Raw genomic sequence first — 16,249 nt, forward strand, 5'->3', positions numbered from 1 at the left:
GACGGGACCTGCAGCCAGTAGCCGCTAGCTGCACAACAGCCTTCCCGGGACTCCCGGGCAGGTCTTTCGAAAGGAAACGCATCCGATGCGGAAAGCATTTTCACTCGTGGCCACCGGCGTGGCCGCGGCTCTGGCGCTGACGGCTTGCGGGGGTTCTGAATCCTCCTCCAGCGCTGTTGAGAGCCTCGATCCCGCCAACCCGGTCACACTGACTGTGGGCGCCAGCCCGCAGCCGCACGCCGTCATCCTGGAATACGTGGCGGACAACCTGGCCGCCGATGCCGGACTGGAACTCGAAGTAGTTCCCTTCGATGACTACGTGACCCCGAACATTTCGCTGGACGACGGCTCGATCGACGCCAACTACTTCCAGCACACCGCGTACCTCGAAGCCCAGATCGCAGACCAGGGCTACGACTTCGAGCACGGCGAAGGCATCCACATTGAGCCCTACGCTGTGTTCAGTGACAAGCACAAGGACATCGCCGACGTCGAAGACGGCGCCCGCGTTGCCATCACCAACGACCCGTCCAACCAGGCACGGGCACTGGCCCTGCTCGAGGACGCCGGCCTGCTGAAGGACGTCCCGGAAGACGCCTCGGTGATCTCGCTGACCGACGAGCAGAACCCGATGAACCTGGACTTCGTGGAAAACCAGGCCGAACTGCTGGTCAACGATCTCTCCGATCCCACCGTGGACCTGGCCATCATCAACGGCAACTACATCCTTGATGCCGGCCTGAACACGGACGACGCCCTGCTGGTGGAGTCCCTGGAGAACAACCCGTACGCCAACCTGCTGGCCTGGAAGACCGGCAGCAAGGACGCACGGATCGACAAGCTCGAAGAGCTCCTGCACTCCCCTGAGGTCAAGGCCTTCATTGAAGAGCAGTGGCCGAACGGTGACGTGACCCCGGCCTTCTAAGACCGGCTGTAAATATGCCCCGCATCCACAAGGATGCGGGGCATATTTCGTTAACCGGCTCCGGGCCCGGTACTTCCGGCAGCCCCGCGTCCGGCTTCCCAGCGCCGGAGCAGGATGGCGAGCAGCACCGCCGCAGCAAACCCGATGGCAGTGAAGACGACCCGTTCCACTGTCAGCTCGAAGCCGCGTTCAGTGTCGCCCAGTGAGGCGAAGATCAGCAGCATTGGCGTCAGTGCCAGCATCTGCATCAGGTACGCACCTCCCATGGAGTACCAGATCAGGAGGAACAGGCACAGGACGGCGACAACCAGGGCTCCCCAAAGCGGGAGGAACAATACTGCCAGCAGGGCAACTACGGCGCCCAGGAAAGTGCCGATGAGGCGTCCGTTCAGGGTCTCGCGGCGCTGGTTGGGAAGCGGCCGCAGGGCCATCAGCACGGTCACGGCGATCCAGTAGCCGTGGGGAATTCCATTGGACAGGCTCCAGAACATCACCGCGGCGCACAACAGTCCGACGGCGGTGCCATGCTCCCAGGCAGTGCGCCTGTCCACCGGGACGATGGGAGCCCGGAACTTCAACAGGCGGGTGATCAGGGCGCCGGCTGCCCCGCCGGCCAGAATCCATAGAACCGCGGACCACCAGCTTAGGTCGATGGGACCCGGGCCGAAGAGGATCACGATAATCGGGGCCAGTGAAAGCAGCCCTGCGGAGCGCTGGTTGGTGACCGCGGACAGGATGGCGGAGATGAAGATCAGCACCGCGACGGCCCACGGTGTTGAACCCGCCAGCGAGGCCAGTCCGCCAAGGGCGGCCCCCAGGACCACCAGCAGCGCGGCCTGGCGGGGCCGGCTCACGGGCGTCACGGCCATGCCAAGGCCCACGGCCAACCCGAATCCCATGCTGGCCGAGGGCCCCCAGAGGACGCTCACGATCCCGGATGGGATCAGGATTGCCACGAGGAGTTTGAGCGTAGTGGGCAGCGTTCCCGGTTGCGGGGGACTGAAAATCGCCATGTGTTCTGACCTTTGTATCCACCGGCCGGCTGAAGCCGCTAACGGATGGGGCGGGAGAGAAACCACCCTTCGAGCGGGGCAAGCCTCGATTTCCTGTGTGACCGGCATTATTCTCAGGGGCACGAATCCCCCCTGGAACTTCGCCGTCTTTGCTGCACCTGCAGGAACAGCAGTCTAACCGTCGGCCAAGCCACCGGCCCTCCGAAGGGACCCTTTATGCCGCCGGCAATCGAGACCCGGGAACTAACCAAGCGCTACGGCCGAACCACGGCTGTGGTGTCTTTGGACCTCGTGGTGGAACCGGGAACCGTTTTCGGGCTGATTGGCCCCAACGGGTCCGGAAAGACAACGACCCTGCGGATGCTGCTGGACATCATCCGGCCCACGTCCGGGCAGGCCCTCGTCCTTGGAGTTGCCCCTCGCGCCGGAGGTGCCGCACTGCGCCGCCGGATCGGTTATTTGCCCGGCGATTTCCGGCTTAGCGGCCGGGCCCGGGGCCGGACGCTGCTGGAGCACTTCGCCCAGATCAGCGGCCCCGTTCCCGCCGGCCGTATGGATGCACTCGCAGAGCGGCTCGGTTTGGACCTGTCGCGGCCCGTCCGCTCCCTGTCCAAAGGCAACCGGCAGAAGCTGGGCCTGGTGCAGGCCTTTATGCATGACCCGGACCTGCTGGTCCTTGATGAACCCACCAGCGGTCTTGATCCCCTGGTGCAGCGTGAGTTCCTGGAACTGGTGACCGAGGCGAGGGCCGCCGGGCGCACGGTGCTGCTCAGCTCCCATGTACTGAGTGAAATCCAGCAGAGCGCAGACCAGGTTGCCGTTCTTTCGTTCGGCAAAGTGGTGGCGCAGGGAGACGTGGCTTCACTGCGGCTGAACCGACTGCGCCATGTCCGTGCGTCCCTTACGGGTCTTGGTGACACGGTGCTGCAGGATGAACTGGCCGCGGCCGGGCTCCAGGGAACAGTGACCTGGCAGGCTGGGACCGCCCACGTTCAGGGCACGGTGGAAGGCGGCATTGATCCCTTCATCAAAGTGCTGGCCAGGCACCGTGTGCTGGACCTGGCAGTTGAAGAACCGGACCTGGAGGAATCCGTCCTGCGGCTCTACGGCGACGCCGCCGCCGAACCTGGGCATGGAAGGGATTCGGTGTGAGCCCGCAGCGCGTTCCCAGACCAGCAGTGCTGCCGGTTTTCCGCCGCGCGGTTGTGGACTCCTGGCGCTCCACGCTCATCTGGACCCTGGCCCTGGCTGCAGTGCTGCTGCTCTATCTGCCCCTGTATCCCTCCATGAACGGAGCGGACATGCGGAACCTGATCAGCTCCCTCCCGCCGGAGCTGGTCAACGCCCTTGGCTACGATGACATTCTGTCCGGCCCGGGCTATGTCCAGGCCACGTTTTTTGGGCTGCTGGGGTTTGTCCTCATCACCGCTGCCGCGGTGTCCTGGGGAAGCGCGGCAATTGCCGGTGCCGAGGAATCCGGACGGCTCGAGCTCGTCCTCTCCCACGGCGTGGGCAGGGTCCGGTACGCCATGGAAACTGCCCTGGGGATTCTGGTGCGGCTGGCCTGGTTCGCGCTGGTCACCGGCGTCCTGGTGCTGGCCCTCAGCTCTCCGGCGGAACTTGGGCTGAAGGTTGCCAACGTTGCAGCGGCGGAGGCCGCCTGGCTGGGCCTTGGTTATCTGGCGGGCAGCATTGCGATGGCCGCAGGGGCGCTGACCGGCCGCCGGACCGCGGCGCTGGGGACGGCTGCGGGCGTGGCCGCTGCCGGCTACGTGCTCAATGCCCTGGCGAACCAGAACGCGGATCTGGAATGGCTGCGGAACCTCTCCCCCTACTCCTGGGCCTACCGGAACGATCCGCTGGCCGAGGGCTTCGACCCTGCTGGCCTGGGACTCCTCGCCGCAGCGTGCGTGTTCTTCACGGCCCTATCCGTGTGGGCGCTGAGCCGCAGGGACATCCTGGGCTAGCCACCCCACCGAGATAGCAGAAAATGCCCGTATCAGTGCTGATACGGGCAGTTTCTGTCATCTCGTTTGAGCGATGTGGGAGAGCGCTACGGCTGGGCGGCCGCCGCTGCCTTCGCTGCTGCCGGAAGGGCAGCGAGGATCCGATCCATCGCGGCGTCGTCGTGCGCACCGGAGAGGAACCAGGCTTCGAAGACCGACGGCGGCAGGTACACACCGGAGTCCAGCATCGAGTGGAAGAACGGCTTGAACCGGAACGCGTCCTGGGCCAGCGCATCGGCGTAGTCGTGCACCCCGTGCTCCGCAGTGCCAAAGGCGATGCTGAAGAGGTTGCCGGCGCGCTGGACGCTGTGGTTCACGCCTTCGGCCGAGAGCGCTTCGGAGACAGCCTGGGACAGCTGCGCCGAGCGTGCGTCAATGTTCGCGTAGACCTCGGGCGTCGCCGCGGTCAGCGTGGCCACGCCGGCGGCCATGGCGATCGGGTTTCCGGACAGCGTGCCCGCCTGGTACACCGGTCCGAGCGGCGCCAGGTAATCCATGACCTCTGCACGGCCGCCCAGTGCTGCCACGGGCATGCCGCCGCCAATGACCTTGCCGAAGGTGTACAGGTCCGGAGCCCAGCCTTCCTTCTCTCCGGTCAGGCCCCAGTAGCCGGCGGGCGACGTGCGGAAACCGGTGAGGACTTCGTCCAGGATCAGCAGTGCGCCGTGGGCGGTGGTGATGCGGGACAGTGCGGCGTTGAAGCCTTCGGCCGGGGTGACAACACCCATGTTGGCCGGAGCTGCTTCCGTGATGACCGCGGCGATGTCCGCTCCATGCTCGGCGAAGGCTGCCTCCACGGCAGCGACGTCGTTGTATGGCAGCACCAGGGTTTCCGCAGCGGTGGCTGCGGTGACGCCGGCAGAGCCGGGCAGGGCCAGGGTGGCGACGCCGGAACCGGCGGAGGCCAGCAGGCCGTCCAGGTGGCCGTGATAGCAGCCGGCAAACTTGATGACCAGGTTGCGGCCGGTGAAACCGCGGGCCAGCCGTACAGCAGTCATGGTCGCTTCGGTGCCGGTGGAAACCATGCGCAGGCGCTCGACGGGCTTCACGCGGTCCATCACCAGGGCTGCGAGCTCGGCTTCTGCCGGGGTGGAAGCACCGAAGGACAATCCGCGGTCGACGGCGGAGTGCACCGCTGCCAGGACGTCCGGGTGGGAGTGGCCCACCAGGGCGGGGCCCCAGGAACAGACCAGGTCCACGTATTCGCGGCCCTCGGAGTCGGTCACGTACGGTCCCTTGGCGGAAACGAGGAAGCGCGGAGTGCCGCCCACCGAGCCGAACGCGCGCACGGGTGAGTTCACGCCGCCGGGCATCAGGGCACGGGCGCGGTCAAAGAGCTCTTCGGAGGAGACAGTGGAGGTCATTACTTGCTTTCCTTCAGCCAGGCAGCCAGCTCGGCGGCCCAGTACGTGAGAATAATGTTGGCACCGGCACGCTTGATGCCGAGGACGGATTCTTCGATGGCGCGGCGGCGGTCGATCCAGCCGTTCGCAGCCGCAGCTTCGATCATCGCGTATTCACCGGAGATCTGGTAAGCCGCTACGGGAACCGGGGACATCGCTGCCACGTCGGCAAGGATGTCCAGGTAGCTCATGGCCGGCTTCACCATGACCATGTCTGCACCTTCCTCCAGGTCCAGCTCGACTTCCAGCATTGCTTCGCGCCGGTTGGCGGCATCCATCTGGTAAGTCCGGCGGTCGCCCTTGAGCTGCGAGTCAACGGCTTCGCGGAACGGACCGTAGAACGCCGAGGCGTACTTCGCTGCGTAGGCAATGACGGACACGTCCTGGAACCCTGCTTCATCCAGGGCCTGGCGGATCACGGCGACCTGGCCGTCCATCATGCCGGACGGGCCCAGCACATGGGCTCCGGCGCGGGCCTGCTCCACAGCCATCCGGCCGTAGATCTCAAGGGTGGTGTCATTGTCCACAACGCCGTTTGCGTCCAGCACGCCGCAGTGTCCGTGGTCGGTGAATTCATCCAGGCAGACGTCGCTCATGATCACCAGGCCATCTCCAACCTCGGCACGGACGTCAGCGATCGCCTTGTTCAGCACGCCGTCGGGGTCAGTGCCGGCACTGCCCGTGGCGTCGCGCTCTGCCGGAATGCCGAAGAGCATAATGCCGCCGACGCCGAGTTCAACGGCTTCCGCCGCGGCGCGCTTGAGCGTCTCGGTGGTGTGCTGCACGACGCCGGGCATCGACGTGATGGGGTTCGGCTCGGTGAGGCCCTCGCGGATGAAGGCCGGGAGCACAAGTTCGGCCGGATCCAGGCGGTATTCGGCGGTCATCCGCCGCATGGCCGGTGTGGTCCGCAGCCGGCGGGGGCGGTGCTGGGGGAAGCTCATGGCTGTTCTCTGCCTTCCGGGTCAGGGTTGGGGACTTTTGGGGCGGCCAGTGCCGTCTGGACCGCGTCGGCTACGCCGGCGGGGGTGGGATGGTGTGCCGTGGCCGCGGCCGGATGACCCAGCTCCTGCAGCTCTGCTGCCGTGGGGTCACCGATGGCTACGAGCACTGCGGTTCCGGGCAGGTGGGCTCCGCGGATAAAACGCCTCGCGGTGCTCGGTGATGTGACAACGACGGCGTGGGAACCGGCTCCTGCTCCGGATGGGCGGTCAGCGGCCCAGGTTCCGTAGTCCCCCAAAGTCAGCACGTCATCCTGGGGGTGTTTGTCCCGATGGATGATCTGCCGGCCTGCCGGAGCCGGATAGTCGACGGTTTCATAGGCGGGCACTGCAACGATGTCCCAGCCCGCGGCGGCCAGCGACGTACGCAGGAATGGATTGGCGATATCTGCCTGAGGAAGGAAGATCCGGTTCCGTCCCGGGCCCGGAGCAGGCCACAGCGCGGCCAGCCCGCGCGCAGACTGGTCCCGGGTGGGAAGAAGGTCCACGGCAATACCGGCGGCGGAAAGCGCCCGGCTGGTACCGGAACCAACAGCCGCCACGCCGGTGCCGCTGCAGAGAGCTGCAAGCGTGCTGCCGAGGGTTTCGGCAACGGCGCCCAGCGCCTGCACCGTGGTTGCGGAGGTGAAGATGATCCAGTCGAATCCGCCCTGCCCGAGTCCGTGCAGCCCTGCGGACACCGGTTCGGGGTCCGCAGGGCGCTGGAAATCGATCAGGGGCAGCAGGCGCACGTGTGCTCCGCGGGCGCGCAGCTCGGCGGCCATGGGTCCGGCCCGGTCCGGAGTACGCAGCAGCACCACATCCGTCCCGGCCAGGATCCCTGCGGGGCGGGTTCCGGGTCCGGGTGCGGACGGCGTGCGGCGCTCTGCGGTCATCCGTGGTGTCCTTTGCCGCAGCCGCTTAGGATGCCAGGTCGGTGAGGTCTGCTGCGCCTGCCGCCAGGAGCTCTTCGGCCATGCGGATTCCCAGGGCCCGCGCGCCGTCTTCATCCGCCTGTGAGGTGGAGGAGTACCGGCGCAGCACCTGGGTGCCGTCGTCGCTGCAAACCACTGCTTCCAGGGCCAGGCCCTGGTCTGTGACGCGGGCCAGCGCGCCGATCGGGGCGGTGCAGCCGGCTTCAAGGCGCTGCAGCAGTGCCCGTTCAGCGGTGACTGCCATGCGGCTGGCGGTGTCGTCGTAGGCTGCCAGGGCACGGCTCAGCGGGCCTTCAGCGGCGTCGGAGGTACGGCATTCAACAGCCAGCGCACCCTGTCCCGGTGCCGGCAGCATGAGAGAGGGATCCAGGAACTCCGAGACCATGTCCAGGCGGCCCAGCCGGCTCAGCCCGGCTGCTGCCAGCACCACGGCGTCGAGGTCCCCGGGAGCACCTTCCACCAGTCCGGCCACACGGCCCAGGCGGGTGTCCACGTTGCCCCGGATATCGATGATTTCAAGATCCGGACGCGCTGCCCGCAGCTGGGCGGCGCGGCGCGGCGACCCGGTACCAATCTTCGAGCCTGCGGGAAGCTGTGCCAGCGTCAGGTTATCCCGAGCGCAGAGTGCGTCGCGCACGTCCACACGGGCCGGGATGGCCCCGATGGTCAGCCCGTCAGCCTCGGCCGTGGGTAGGTCCTTCAGCGAGTGCACGGCGACGTCGCAGTCCCCGGCAAGCAGGGATTCCCGCAGCGCTGCCACGAAGACACCGGTTCCGCCGATCTGCGAGAGAGCGGCACGGTTTACGTCGCCTTCGGTCCGCACCCGGACCAGGTCGACGTCGAAGCCGCCCAGTTCGGCCAGCGTGTTGGCTACGGTGGTGGTCTGGGTGACGGCAAGGGCGGAGCCGCGGGTGCCGATCAGCACAGGCGAATGCGCCACTACTGCCTTCCCACCGTGGAATCGGCGCCGGCGATTGTCGGCTTTTCGCCGCGCAGGTTCGCGCAGCAGCCGGGACGGCAGACGTCGTACCAGGGCCCGAGGTTCGTCACTGCGGGACGGACGGCAATGTTGTTCTCAACGGTGCGTTCGCACACCAGGTCCACCAGGCCGGAGACGAACTTCTCGTGGATGCCGGGGGTTGGCGCACGGTGTGCGGCCAGGCCCAGCTCGGAGCAGGTTTCCATGGCTTCGGTGTCGAGGTCCCAGATGACTTCCATGTGGTCGCTGACGAAGCCCAGCGGCACAATAACGACGCCGTCGACGCCCTTGGCAGGCAGCTCGGCGATCGCGTCATTGATGTCCGGTTCCAGCCATGGAGTGTGCGGCGAGCCGGAGCGGGACTGGTACACCAGCTGCCAGTCCAGGCCGGCGGCTTCCGGAATGCGGTCCATGATGGCGCGCGCGTTGGCCAGGTGCTGGGCAACGTAGGCGCTGCCTTCTTCGAACTCAACGTCGCGCGGGCCTGCGGCCTCGGCGTCGGCGGTGGGAATGGAGTGGGTGGAGAACAGGATTTCGATCTTCCCGTTTTCCTTGCCGGCGGCAGCGAGCTGCTCGCGGACCTTGGCCAGGGAGTCCCGCACGCCTTCGACGAAGGGCTCCACAAATCCGGGGTGGTCGAAGTACTGGCGGACCTTGTCCACCTGCAGCTTCTTGTCCAGGCCGGTCTCTACCAGGTTGATGCCCAGGTCTTCGCGGTACTGGCGGCAGGAGGAGTAACAGGAGTACACGCTGGTGGTGACCATCAGCAGGCGGCGGTAACCGGCGTCGTAGGCTTCCTGGAGCACATCCTTGATGTACGGAGCCCAGTTGCGGTTGCCCCAGAGAACCGGCAGCTTAATGCCGCGGCGCTCCAGCTCAGCTTCGAGGGCTGCCTTCAGCGCGCGGTTCTGCTCGTTGATGGGGCTGATGCCGCCGTTGGCCCGGTAGTGGGTGGCTACTTCCTCAAGCCGCTCGTCGGGGATGCCGCGGCCGCGGGTGACGTTGCGCAGGAAGGGAATAACGTCTTCCTGGCCTTCGGGGCCGCCGAAGGAAGCGAGCAGGATCGCGTCATATTCAGCCGGCGCCATAACGCCGTCCTCGCTGACACCTTCCATGGGGTCAAAGCCTGCGGGGGTCGAAAGGGAAGTCATCGAAGCACCTCGGATACTTCGGCGGCGGGGATGCGCCGTCCGGTGTAGAAGGGAATTTCCTCACGCACGTGGTTGCGTGCTTCGGTGGAGCGCAGGTGGCGCATCATGTCCACCAGGTCCACCAGGTTCGGAGCTTCCAGCCCCAGGATCCACTCCCAGTCGCCCAGCGCGAAGGAGGCGACAGTGTTGGCCAGCACCTGCGGGAACTCCCGGCCCAGCATGCCGTGATCGCGGAGCATCTTGCCGCGTTCCTCGGCGGGCAGGAGGTACCACTCATAGGAGCGGACGAACGGGTAGACGCAGATCCATGCCTCGGGGTCGATGCCCCGGGCGAAGGACGGCCAGTGGTTCTTGGAGAACTCGGCGTCGCGGTGGACGCCCATGGCCGACCATGCGATCTCCGTGCCTGCGAACAGTTCGGAGCGGCGGATCTCCCGCAGCGCTGCCTGCAGCGCCTCTGCCCGGCCGCCGTGCAGCCAGATCATGATGTCTGCATCGGCGCGCATGCCGGAGACATCGTAGATTCCGCGGAGGGTGACATTCTCGGCAGCGAAGCTGCCCACCAGCTCCTCGAAGGCGCCCAGGGCGCCGTCGCTGGTTTCACGGGGAAGATCGGACCGCTTGAAAACGGTCCAAAGTGTGAAGAACTGTTCTTGTGTTTCGGCTTCGGCTGGTGCGTTCTGACCCATGGACTCACTCATGACTTATAGTCTGCCGGTTCCGGCAGGCTTAGGCGAATACGGAACTTCTACAAAGCGTAGAACATTTTTATCATTTCACAGCCTCGGCCAGGTGTGAGGTCCGGTACCTGGTATCGGCTGTGACTGCCGCCAGGCCGGTTCCGGCCAGCCAGGCGCCTACGATTTCCAGTCCGTGGACTTCCGCGACCGCGGCACGCACGGAGGCAACCCTGTCAGCGTGGCCAACCGTGGCGGATGGCAGGGCACCGACCCAGCGGACAACGTCCCAGTCGATGACGTCTGCTTCCTCCAGCGGCACCTGCAGCAGGGCCGAGGCGTCCGCCAGCGCAGCGGCAAAGAGTTCAGCGTCCGGACGCAAAGCAGTGACGTCCGCTTCCTGCCCCGGTCCCAGTCCGCGGCCGTAGGAGAGCCGGAGCACGTGGGTGCCGGGACCGGTGGATTCGGCCAGCCACTGCCATTTGGCGGTGGCGTGCGTCAGGGCCTTGGCCTGGACTGCGTCGGCGTCACGGGCAACCAGCACGCCGGTCCCCCGCGGTGCGGCGTCCAGCTCCGGTTTGTCCACTACCAGGGTGACCAGTGCGACGCCGGGGCCCGGGCCGGGGCGGAAGGCTGCAAGTTCAGGCACGGCCGGGGTCAGCAGGTCCACCGCCGCCGGGCCGTCTGCGGCAACCACGAGGGCATCGGCGTCGTGCGCCCCGGCGTCCGTGTGGATTCGGAAACCGGTGCCGGTGCGTTCGATTCCGGTGGCCGGAGTGTTCACCAGCAGGCGGGCGCCGCGGGCTGCCAGGTCATCAGTGAGGGCCTTGGCGAGGGTCCCCATTCCGCCCTTCAGGGACGCCACGGTGGATCCTGCCGGGGCCGCGCGCCGCATGGCGCCGACGGCAGCGCCGAGCGACCCGTGTTCGGCCATCGCCTTGCGCAGTCCGGGGGCTACTGAATCGGCGTCGAGCACGTCCGGGTCCGCGGAGTAGACCCCGCCCACCACCGGAGTAACCAGGCGCTTGAGGACCGCCTCGCCCATCCGGGAGCGCACCACTTCACCGAGGCTGACTTTGTCGCGGCGCAGCAGCGGCGCAACCGGAAGCACACGGTCCAGGGAGGCACGGGCGACGCCGGTGCGTCCGATGGCGCGCGAAATCTCCTCTGCCCGCGGATCGGCGGGGATTCCCAGCAGGCCGGTCTGGGGCATCCGCTGCGCGGCCTGCGCCAGGTCTGCTCCGCCGAGCTGGAGCCAGGCACCGGCAGGGTTCGGCGCCACAATGTTCCCCTGCAGACCAAGCTCTTCCACCAGCTGGGGAACAGCCGGAGAGCGGGTCGCGTACGATTCCGCTCCGCTGTCCAGCTCCAGGCCGGCCACACGGTGGGTGCCGACGCAGCCGCCAAAGTCCCCGGAGGCCTCCAGGACGCTGACGTCAAAGCCTTCGCGGGCAAGGTCCCGGGCTGCGATCAGCCCGGACATGCCGCCGCCAACCACCACAGCCCGCGGTGCAGCGGCGGACTGTTCCTGAGCGGTCTGGGGTTTGCGGGATCCCGGCATGGCTACGGCTCCACTGAGTGGATGAGTTCCACCACCCTGGTCAGGACTTCGGGGTTCGTTTCGGGGGGAACGCCGTGTCCGAGGTTCACCACGTGGCCCGGTGCGCCGGCGCCGGCTTCCAGGACCTGGCGGACGTGCGCTTCGAGCACCGGCCAGGGCGCTTCCAGCAGCGCCGGATCGATGTTGCCCTGCAGCGCGACGCTGCCGCCGAGCCGGCGGTTGGCTTCATCAAGCGGGAGCCGGTAGTCGACGCCGACGACGTCGACGCCCACGTCCCGCATGGCACCCAGCAGCTCGGAGGTGCCGGTGCCGAAGTGGATCAGCGGAGCGCCGAGGCCGCGGACGTGGTCCAGTGCCCGGGCGGAAGCCGGAGCCACCTTGGAGACGTAGTCCGCCAGTCCCAGCGAGCCGGCCCAGGAATCGAAGAGCTGACCGGCACTGGCACCGGCTTCGAGCTGGGCGCGAAGGAACTTGCCGGAGGCGTCAGCGGCCCAGTCCGTGAGGGCCTGCCAGGTATCCGGATCGGCGTGCATCATGGTCCGCGGACCCAGGTGGTCCCGCGAGGGCTTGCCCTCCACCATGTAGGCGGCCAGGGTGAACGGGGCTCCGGCGAATCCGATCAGCGGGGTGGAGCCGAGCTGGGCAACCGTCAGGGCAACGGCTTCGCGGATGGGTTCCAGCGCCTCGTCCGTGAGCTCGGGCAGCGCGGCGACGTCGGCCGCGGTGCGCACCGGAGCTCCCAGGACCGGACCCACGCCGGGAACGATGTCCACGTCGACACCGGCCAGCTTCAGCGGAATCACAATGTCGGAGAAGAAAATGCCTGCATCGACGTCGTGCCTGCGGACCGGCTGCAGCGTGATCTCGGAGGCGAGTTCGGGCAGCAGGCAGGACTCGAGCATGCCGATTCCTTCCCGGACCTTGCGGTACTCCGGCAGCGACCGGCCGGCCTGGCGCATGAACCAAACGGGACGCCGGGACGGGGTCTTGCCGCGGTAGGCAGCAATAAGCGGGGAATCGGCCGTGCGGCCATCCATGAGCGGATGAGAGGCGCTGAGAGTCATATCTAGATTCTCCCCAAAATCCGCGCCAAAGGTTAAACGGGTCCCTCCCCCGGCCGGCGCCCGGTGGTCCCGGCACGGGCCGGGACCACCGGGCGCCTCCGGCCGCTAGCCCGAATGCACGCTGCTTTCAAGGCTGTCCGGCAGCGGCGTGCCGGCCATCTCTGCCACGGCCCGGAACGCAAAGACCATGGCCGAGCCGAGCGGAATGCCGGGACCGGGATACGCACGCCCGGAGAAGGATGCGCTGGTGTTTCCCACCGCGTAGAGCCCTGGAATCGGCTCCCCTGCCCCGGTCAGGACCCGGGCGTTGTTGTCCGTGCGGACCCCGCCTTTGGTACCCAGGTCACTGAGCACCACCCGTGCCGCGAAGTACGGCGGTTCCGAAAGCGGAACCAGGGCGGGGTTGGGTCCGTTGCCGGGAACGGCGAAGAAGAGGTCATAGGGATCCTCGCCGCGGTGGAAGTCTTCGTCCACCCCGGTCCGGGTGAAACCGTTGAAACGTGCCACGGTGGCGGCCAGGGCGTGCGGATCGAGGTCCGTACGGGCTGCCAGTTCCTCCAGAGTGTCCGCCTGGACCCAGGTGCCGGCAGCCAGGTGCTCTGCAGGGGAGGTGTTGTCCGGACGCATGATGGCCGGGAGTTCACCGCCAAACCGTGAATCGAAAATGATCCAGGACGGAATCCTGGCCTCGGGAGCCTGGGCCATGATCCGGCCCATCTGGTCATAGGGCAGGGATTCGTTGGCGAACCGCTTTCCGCGAGCGTCCACCATGATTCCGCCGCGGAAACCGAGGGTGAAGGCTGCGCCGCCGGACGGCTGAAGCGCGCCGGGGCACCACCAAGCCTCGTCCATCAGGTCCACTGCTGCTCCGGTCTGCACCGCGGCCCGGATGGCAGTTCCGGTGTTGGCGCCGCTCGGGGCCATGGACCACTGCGCCGCTCCGGGCGTCCCGGACTCCTGGCGCATCGCCGGATTTGCTTCGAAACCTCCTGCACCCATTAGCACTCCCGAGGACGCACCCAGCGTAAAGGTGCCTGATGGGGATTCAACTTCGACGCCGGTTACCTTTCCGTTCTCGGTGATAAGCCCGGTCATGGCCGTGCCCGTGAGGATGGTTGCATTTCCGGTCCGGTGCATAGCCAGCAGCAGCCGCCCAATCAGGGCCTGGCCCGCGGTGAGTGGACCCTCAGGATGCGGCTGCCCATAGCGGTCGGATTCAACCCGGGGCCGCACCAGGGCTGCCAGTTCGCCGATCTCCTCCCTGGGCAGATCCACCGGCATCATGGACCGTCCGGTGTCCTGCCGGCCGGGGCCGGGGAAATAGTCCGGGAAAGCGGTCCAGTAGAACTCGATGGCCGGATCCGCTTCCAGGAAATCCACCAGTTCCCCGGCTGCTGCAAGGAAAGCTTCCCGGCGCCCGCTTTCTCCCTCGCCCAGGACCGAGGCCAGATACGTCCGCGCCTCAACGATCGAATCGGCCATCCCGGCGCGTTCCTGGACCTGGGTTCCGGGCAGCCAGCAGGACGCTCCGGCGTAGGCTGAGGCCCCGCCGAGCAGATCCGTTTTCTCCACCACCACGGTCCTCAGCCCGCGCGCTGCCGCAGCGAATGCGCCGGCCATGGCTCCTGCCCCCGAGCCCACCACAACGACGTCGTACTGGCTGTCCCATACCTGTGCGTTCAAGACTTTCCCCTGACTGAGTTGATCCGGCCGGTGCCGGGCACCGGACTGCTTCCTCCGGTTGTTGTGCCGGGCTTTTCCAGCGTGCTGGGTGGCCTACACAACCAGCGGAGACTCTCCCGGCCAACCGCCGTCCCACCCAGCAGGATCCGTGCGCAGGGTGCGGGCATGCGTGCGCTAAACAGGGCGCTGTCCCGAACATCGGGACTGGCCCGGCACGCGCAGACCCCGCTGGCTAGATTTCAGGCGGTAGAGCACGGTCCGGATAGGCATCTGAAAGGACGGAATACATGGGAATCGTTGAGCCGGAGCAGGACGAAATCAGGCAAATCGAGAACAACGGACTGCCGGCCCGGTTTGCCCGGGGCTGGCATTGCCTGGGTCTTTCCGAGAAGTACAAGGACGGCAAGCCGCACACCGTTATGGCTTTTGGCCAGAAACTCGTTGTGTTCACCGGGTCTGATGGAATCATCAACGTCCTGGACGCCTACTGCCGCCACATGGGCGCCGATCTTTCCACCGGCACCGTCAAGGGCAACGAAATCGCGTGCCCGTTCCACGACTGGCGCTGGGGCGGCGACGGACGCTGCAAGGACATCCCCTACGCCCGCCGCGTTCCGCTGCGGGCCCGCACCAGCACCTGGGAAACCATGGACCAGGACGGACTGCTGTTCGTCTGGAACGATCCCGAGGGCAACCCTCCCCCGGAGAACCAGAAGATTCCGCGGATCAAGGGCGCCATGTCCGATACCTGGACGAAGTGGTTCTGGAACGAAATCGTGGTGGACACCAGCACCCGCGAAGTCGTGGACAACGTGGTTGACATGGCGCACTTCTTCTACGTGCACGGAAACTTCCCCACGTACTTCAAGAACGTGTTTGAAGGCCATGTGGCCACCCAGTACTTCGACGGCGACATCCGCGAGGACATGGCACCTGAATCCTCCGATCCGAGTGCTCCGAAAATGATGAAGACGATTTCCGAGGCCTCCTACTTCGGCCCGTCTTTTATGATCGATGAACTCACCTACGTGTATGACAAGTTCGAGATGGACACCATCTTCATCAATGCGCACTATCCGATCGATGAAAACAAGCTTGTGCTGATGTCCGGCATCATTGTGGAAAAGAGCCCGGACCTGCCCGGTGACGCCGAGGTCATCGCATCAGAACAGGCCACCTGGGTGCTCCGCGGTTTTGCGCAGGACGTTGAAATCTGGAAGAGCAAGACCCGGATCGACAACCCGCTGCTCTGCGAGGAGGACGGGCCTGTCTACCAGCTCCGCCGCTGGTACGAGCAGTTCTTCGTGGACGTCGCGGACGTCAAGCCGGAAATGACCGACCGCTTCGAGTACGAGCTGGACACCGAACGGCCCATGGAAAGCTGGCATAAGGAAGTGGCACGGCAGCTGGCAGCCCGCAAGGCCGCAGCGGAGCAGCTGGTCTGATGGAACCAACAGTAGACAACAGGCTCCTCGACCTCCCCATGCAGCCCCTTGCCTGCCGGGAATGCATTGCAGTGGTCAAGGTCCGCAAGTCCAGCTGGCAGCAGACCAGCATTCAGTGGGACGCCGAATCCCTGGCCGCGTGCAGGGAACGCCCGGGCTTCTGCGCGGGCGGAGACCCCGCAGAACGGTTTGCCGGCTGCGAGACTCTGGCAGCCAGTATCCGGGACGCCTCAGCTGAGGGCACCATCCCGGTAATCCACCGCGACGAGGCGGATTCGTAGTACAAGCCATGACGGAAAAGCGGGGACCAGCCGGTCCCCGCTTTTTTGTGCTCCGGAAGGGTGTTTCCAGCCGGGGCCGTGAGCTGGCCCTCGAACCGGCCTGCACCTGCGCCGTTCGTGCGGCCAGGTTCGAGCTGGAACCGGGC

15 protein-coding genes are annotated in these 16,249 nt (G+C 66.6%); 5 read left to right on the forward strand and 10 right to left on the reverse strand.

Annotation, left to right across the window (positions count from 1 at the left end; genetic code table 11):
* Nucleotides 1–85: 85 nt before the first annotated feature.
* Nucleotides 86–925 carry a MetQ/NlpA family ABC transporter substrate-binding protein gene (locus ACWGQ2_RS17840; RefSeq protein ID WP_422401561.1) on the forward strand — a complete coding sequence of 280 codons (840 nt, stop codon included), beginning with the start codon at nucleotides 86–88 and terminating at the stop codon, nucleotides 923–925.
* 50 nt (nucleotides 926–975) lie between these two features.
* On the opposite strand, the gene ACWGQ2_RS17845 is transcribed toward ACWGQ2_RS17840, so the two are convergent.
* Entirely contained in the window at nucleotides 976–1,938 is a 963-nt protein-coding gene (locus tag ACWGQ2_RS17845; RefSeq protein WP_452019581.1) for an FUSC family protein, read from the reverse strand.
* 216 nt (nucleotides 1,939–2,154) lie between these two features.
* Between ACWGQ2_RS17845 and ACWGQ2_RS17850 the strand changes: the two genes are divergently transcribed.
* Together ACWGQ2_RS17850 and ACWGQ2_RS17855 are read left to right on the forward strand one after the other, a co-directional pair.
* Nucleotides 2,155–3,090, forward strand: a complete 936-nt coding sequence (locus ACWGQ2_RS17850; RefSeq protein WP_452019582.1) for an ABC transporter ATP-binding protein — start codon at nucleotides 2,155–2,157, stop codon at nucleotides 3,088–3,090.
* Entirely contained in the window at nucleotides 3,087–3,905 is an 819-nt protein-coding gene (locus ACWGQ2_RS17855) for an ABC transporter permease subunit (RefSeq protein ID WP_452019583.1), read from the forward strand. The genes ACWGQ2_RS17850 and ACWGQ2_RS17855 overlap by 4 nt, the downstream gene beginning before the upstream one ends.
* Nucleotides 3,906–3,991: 86 nt before the next feature.
* Here the strand turns inward: ACWGQ2_RS17855 and hemL are convergent, their stop codons facing one another.
* The 9 genes from hemL to ACWGQ2_RS17900 form a co-directional block, all read right to left on the reverse strand.
* Nucleotides 3,992–5,308: a glutamate-1-semialdehyde 2,1-aminomutase gene (gene hemL, locus ACWGQ2_RS17860; RefSeq protein WP_452019584.1), complete on the reverse strand. Its 1,317-nt coding sequence runs from the start codon at nucleotides 5,306–5,308 to the stop codon at nucleotides 3,992–3,994.
* Nucleotides 5,308–6,291, reverse strand: coding sequence for a porphobilinogen synthase (gene hemB, locus ACWGQ2_RS17865; RefSeq protein WP_452019585.1), 984 nt, complete (start codon nucleotides 6,289–6,291; stop codon nucleotides 5,308–5,310). The genes hemL and hemB overlap by 1 nt, the downstream gene beginning before the upstream one ends.
* On the reverse strand, nucleotides 6,288–7,223 hold the full coding sequence (locus tag ACWGQ2_RS17870; protein ID WP_452019586.1) for a uroporphyrinogen-III synthase: 936 nt from the start codon (nucleotides 7,221–7,223) through the stop codon (nucleotides 6,288–6,290). Before ACWGQ2_RS17870 ends, hemB begins: the two co-directional genes overlap by 4 nt.
* 25 nt (nucleotides 7,224–7,248) lie before the next feature.
* The gene (hemC, locus tag ACWGQ2_RS17875; RefSeq protein ID WP_452019587.1) at nucleotides 7,249–8,202 is read right to left on the reverse strand and encodes a hydroxymethylbilane synthase; all 954 of its coding nucleotides are present in this window, start codon (nucleotides 8,200–8,202) and stop codon (nucleotides 7,249–7,251) included.
* Nucleotides 8,202–9,392: a ferrochelatase gene (locus ACWGQ2_RS17880; protein ID WP_452019588.1), complete on the reverse strand. Its 1,191-nt coding sequence runs from the start codon at nucleotides 9,390–9,392 to the stop codon at nucleotides 8,202–8,204. The genes hemC and ACWGQ2_RS17880 overlap by 1 nt, the downstream gene beginning before the upstream one ends.
* A complete protein-coding gene (hemQ, locus tag ACWGQ2_RS17885) occupies nucleotides 9,389–10,093 on the reverse strand; it encodes a hydrogen peroxide-dependent heme synthase (protein ID WP_452019589.1) in 705 nt (234 codons plus the stop codon). Before hemQ ends, ACWGQ2_RS17880 begins: the two co-directional genes overlap by 4 nt.
* A gap of 70 nt (nucleotides 10,094–10,163) precedes the next feature.
* A complete protein-coding gene (gene hemG / locus ACWGQ2_RS17890; RefSeq protein WP_452019590.1) occupies nucleotides 10,164–11,630 on the reverse strand; it encodes a protoporphyrinogen oxidase in 1,467 nt (488 codons plus the stop codon).
* Between the two features lie 2 nt (nucleotides 11,631–11,632).
* Nucleotides 11,633–12,694 (reverse strand): uroporphyrinogen decarboxylase, encoded by a 1,062-nt coding sequence (gene hemE, locus ACWGQ2_RS17895; RefSeq protein ID WP_452019591.1) that lies wholly within the window; start codon nucleotides 12,692–12,694, stop codon nucleotides 11,633–11,635.
* 105 nt (nucleotides 12,695–12,799) lie between these two features.
* Nucleotides 12,800–14,338 carry an FAD-binding protein gene (locus ACWGQ2_RS17900; RefSeq protein WP_452019594.1) on the reverse strand — a complete coding sequence of 513 codons (1,539 nt, stop codon included), beginning with the start codon at nucleotides 14,336–14,338 and terminating at the stop codon, nucleotides 12,800–12,802.
* Nucleotides 14,339–14,664: 326 nt separating this feature from the next.
* Between ACWGQ2_RS17900 and ACWGQ2_RS17905 the strand changes: the two genes are divergently transcribed.
* Both ACWGQ2_RS17905 and ACWGQ2_RS17910 read left to right on the forward strand, forming a co-directional pair.
* Complete coding sequence (locus ACWGQ2_RS17905) at nucleotides 14,665–15,822, forward strand: Rieske 2Fe-2S domain-containing protein (RefSeq protein WP_452019592.1); 1,158 nt, start codon at nucleotides 14,665–14,667, stop codon at nucleotides 15,820–15,822.
* Nucleotides 15,822–16,103 carry a hypothetical protein gene (locus ACWGQ2_RS17910; RefSeq protein WP_452019593.1) on the forward strand — a complete coding sequence of 94 codons (282 nt, stop codon included), beginning with the start codon at nucleotides 15,822–15,824 and terminating at the stop codon, nucleotides 16,101–16,103. Before ACWGQ2_RS17905 ends, ACWGQ2_RS17910 begins: the two co-directional genes overlap by 1 nt.
* Nucleotides 16,104–16,249: the final 146 nt, after the last annotated feature.

It is taken from the genome of Arthrobacter sp. NPDC055585, assembly GCF_053619115.1.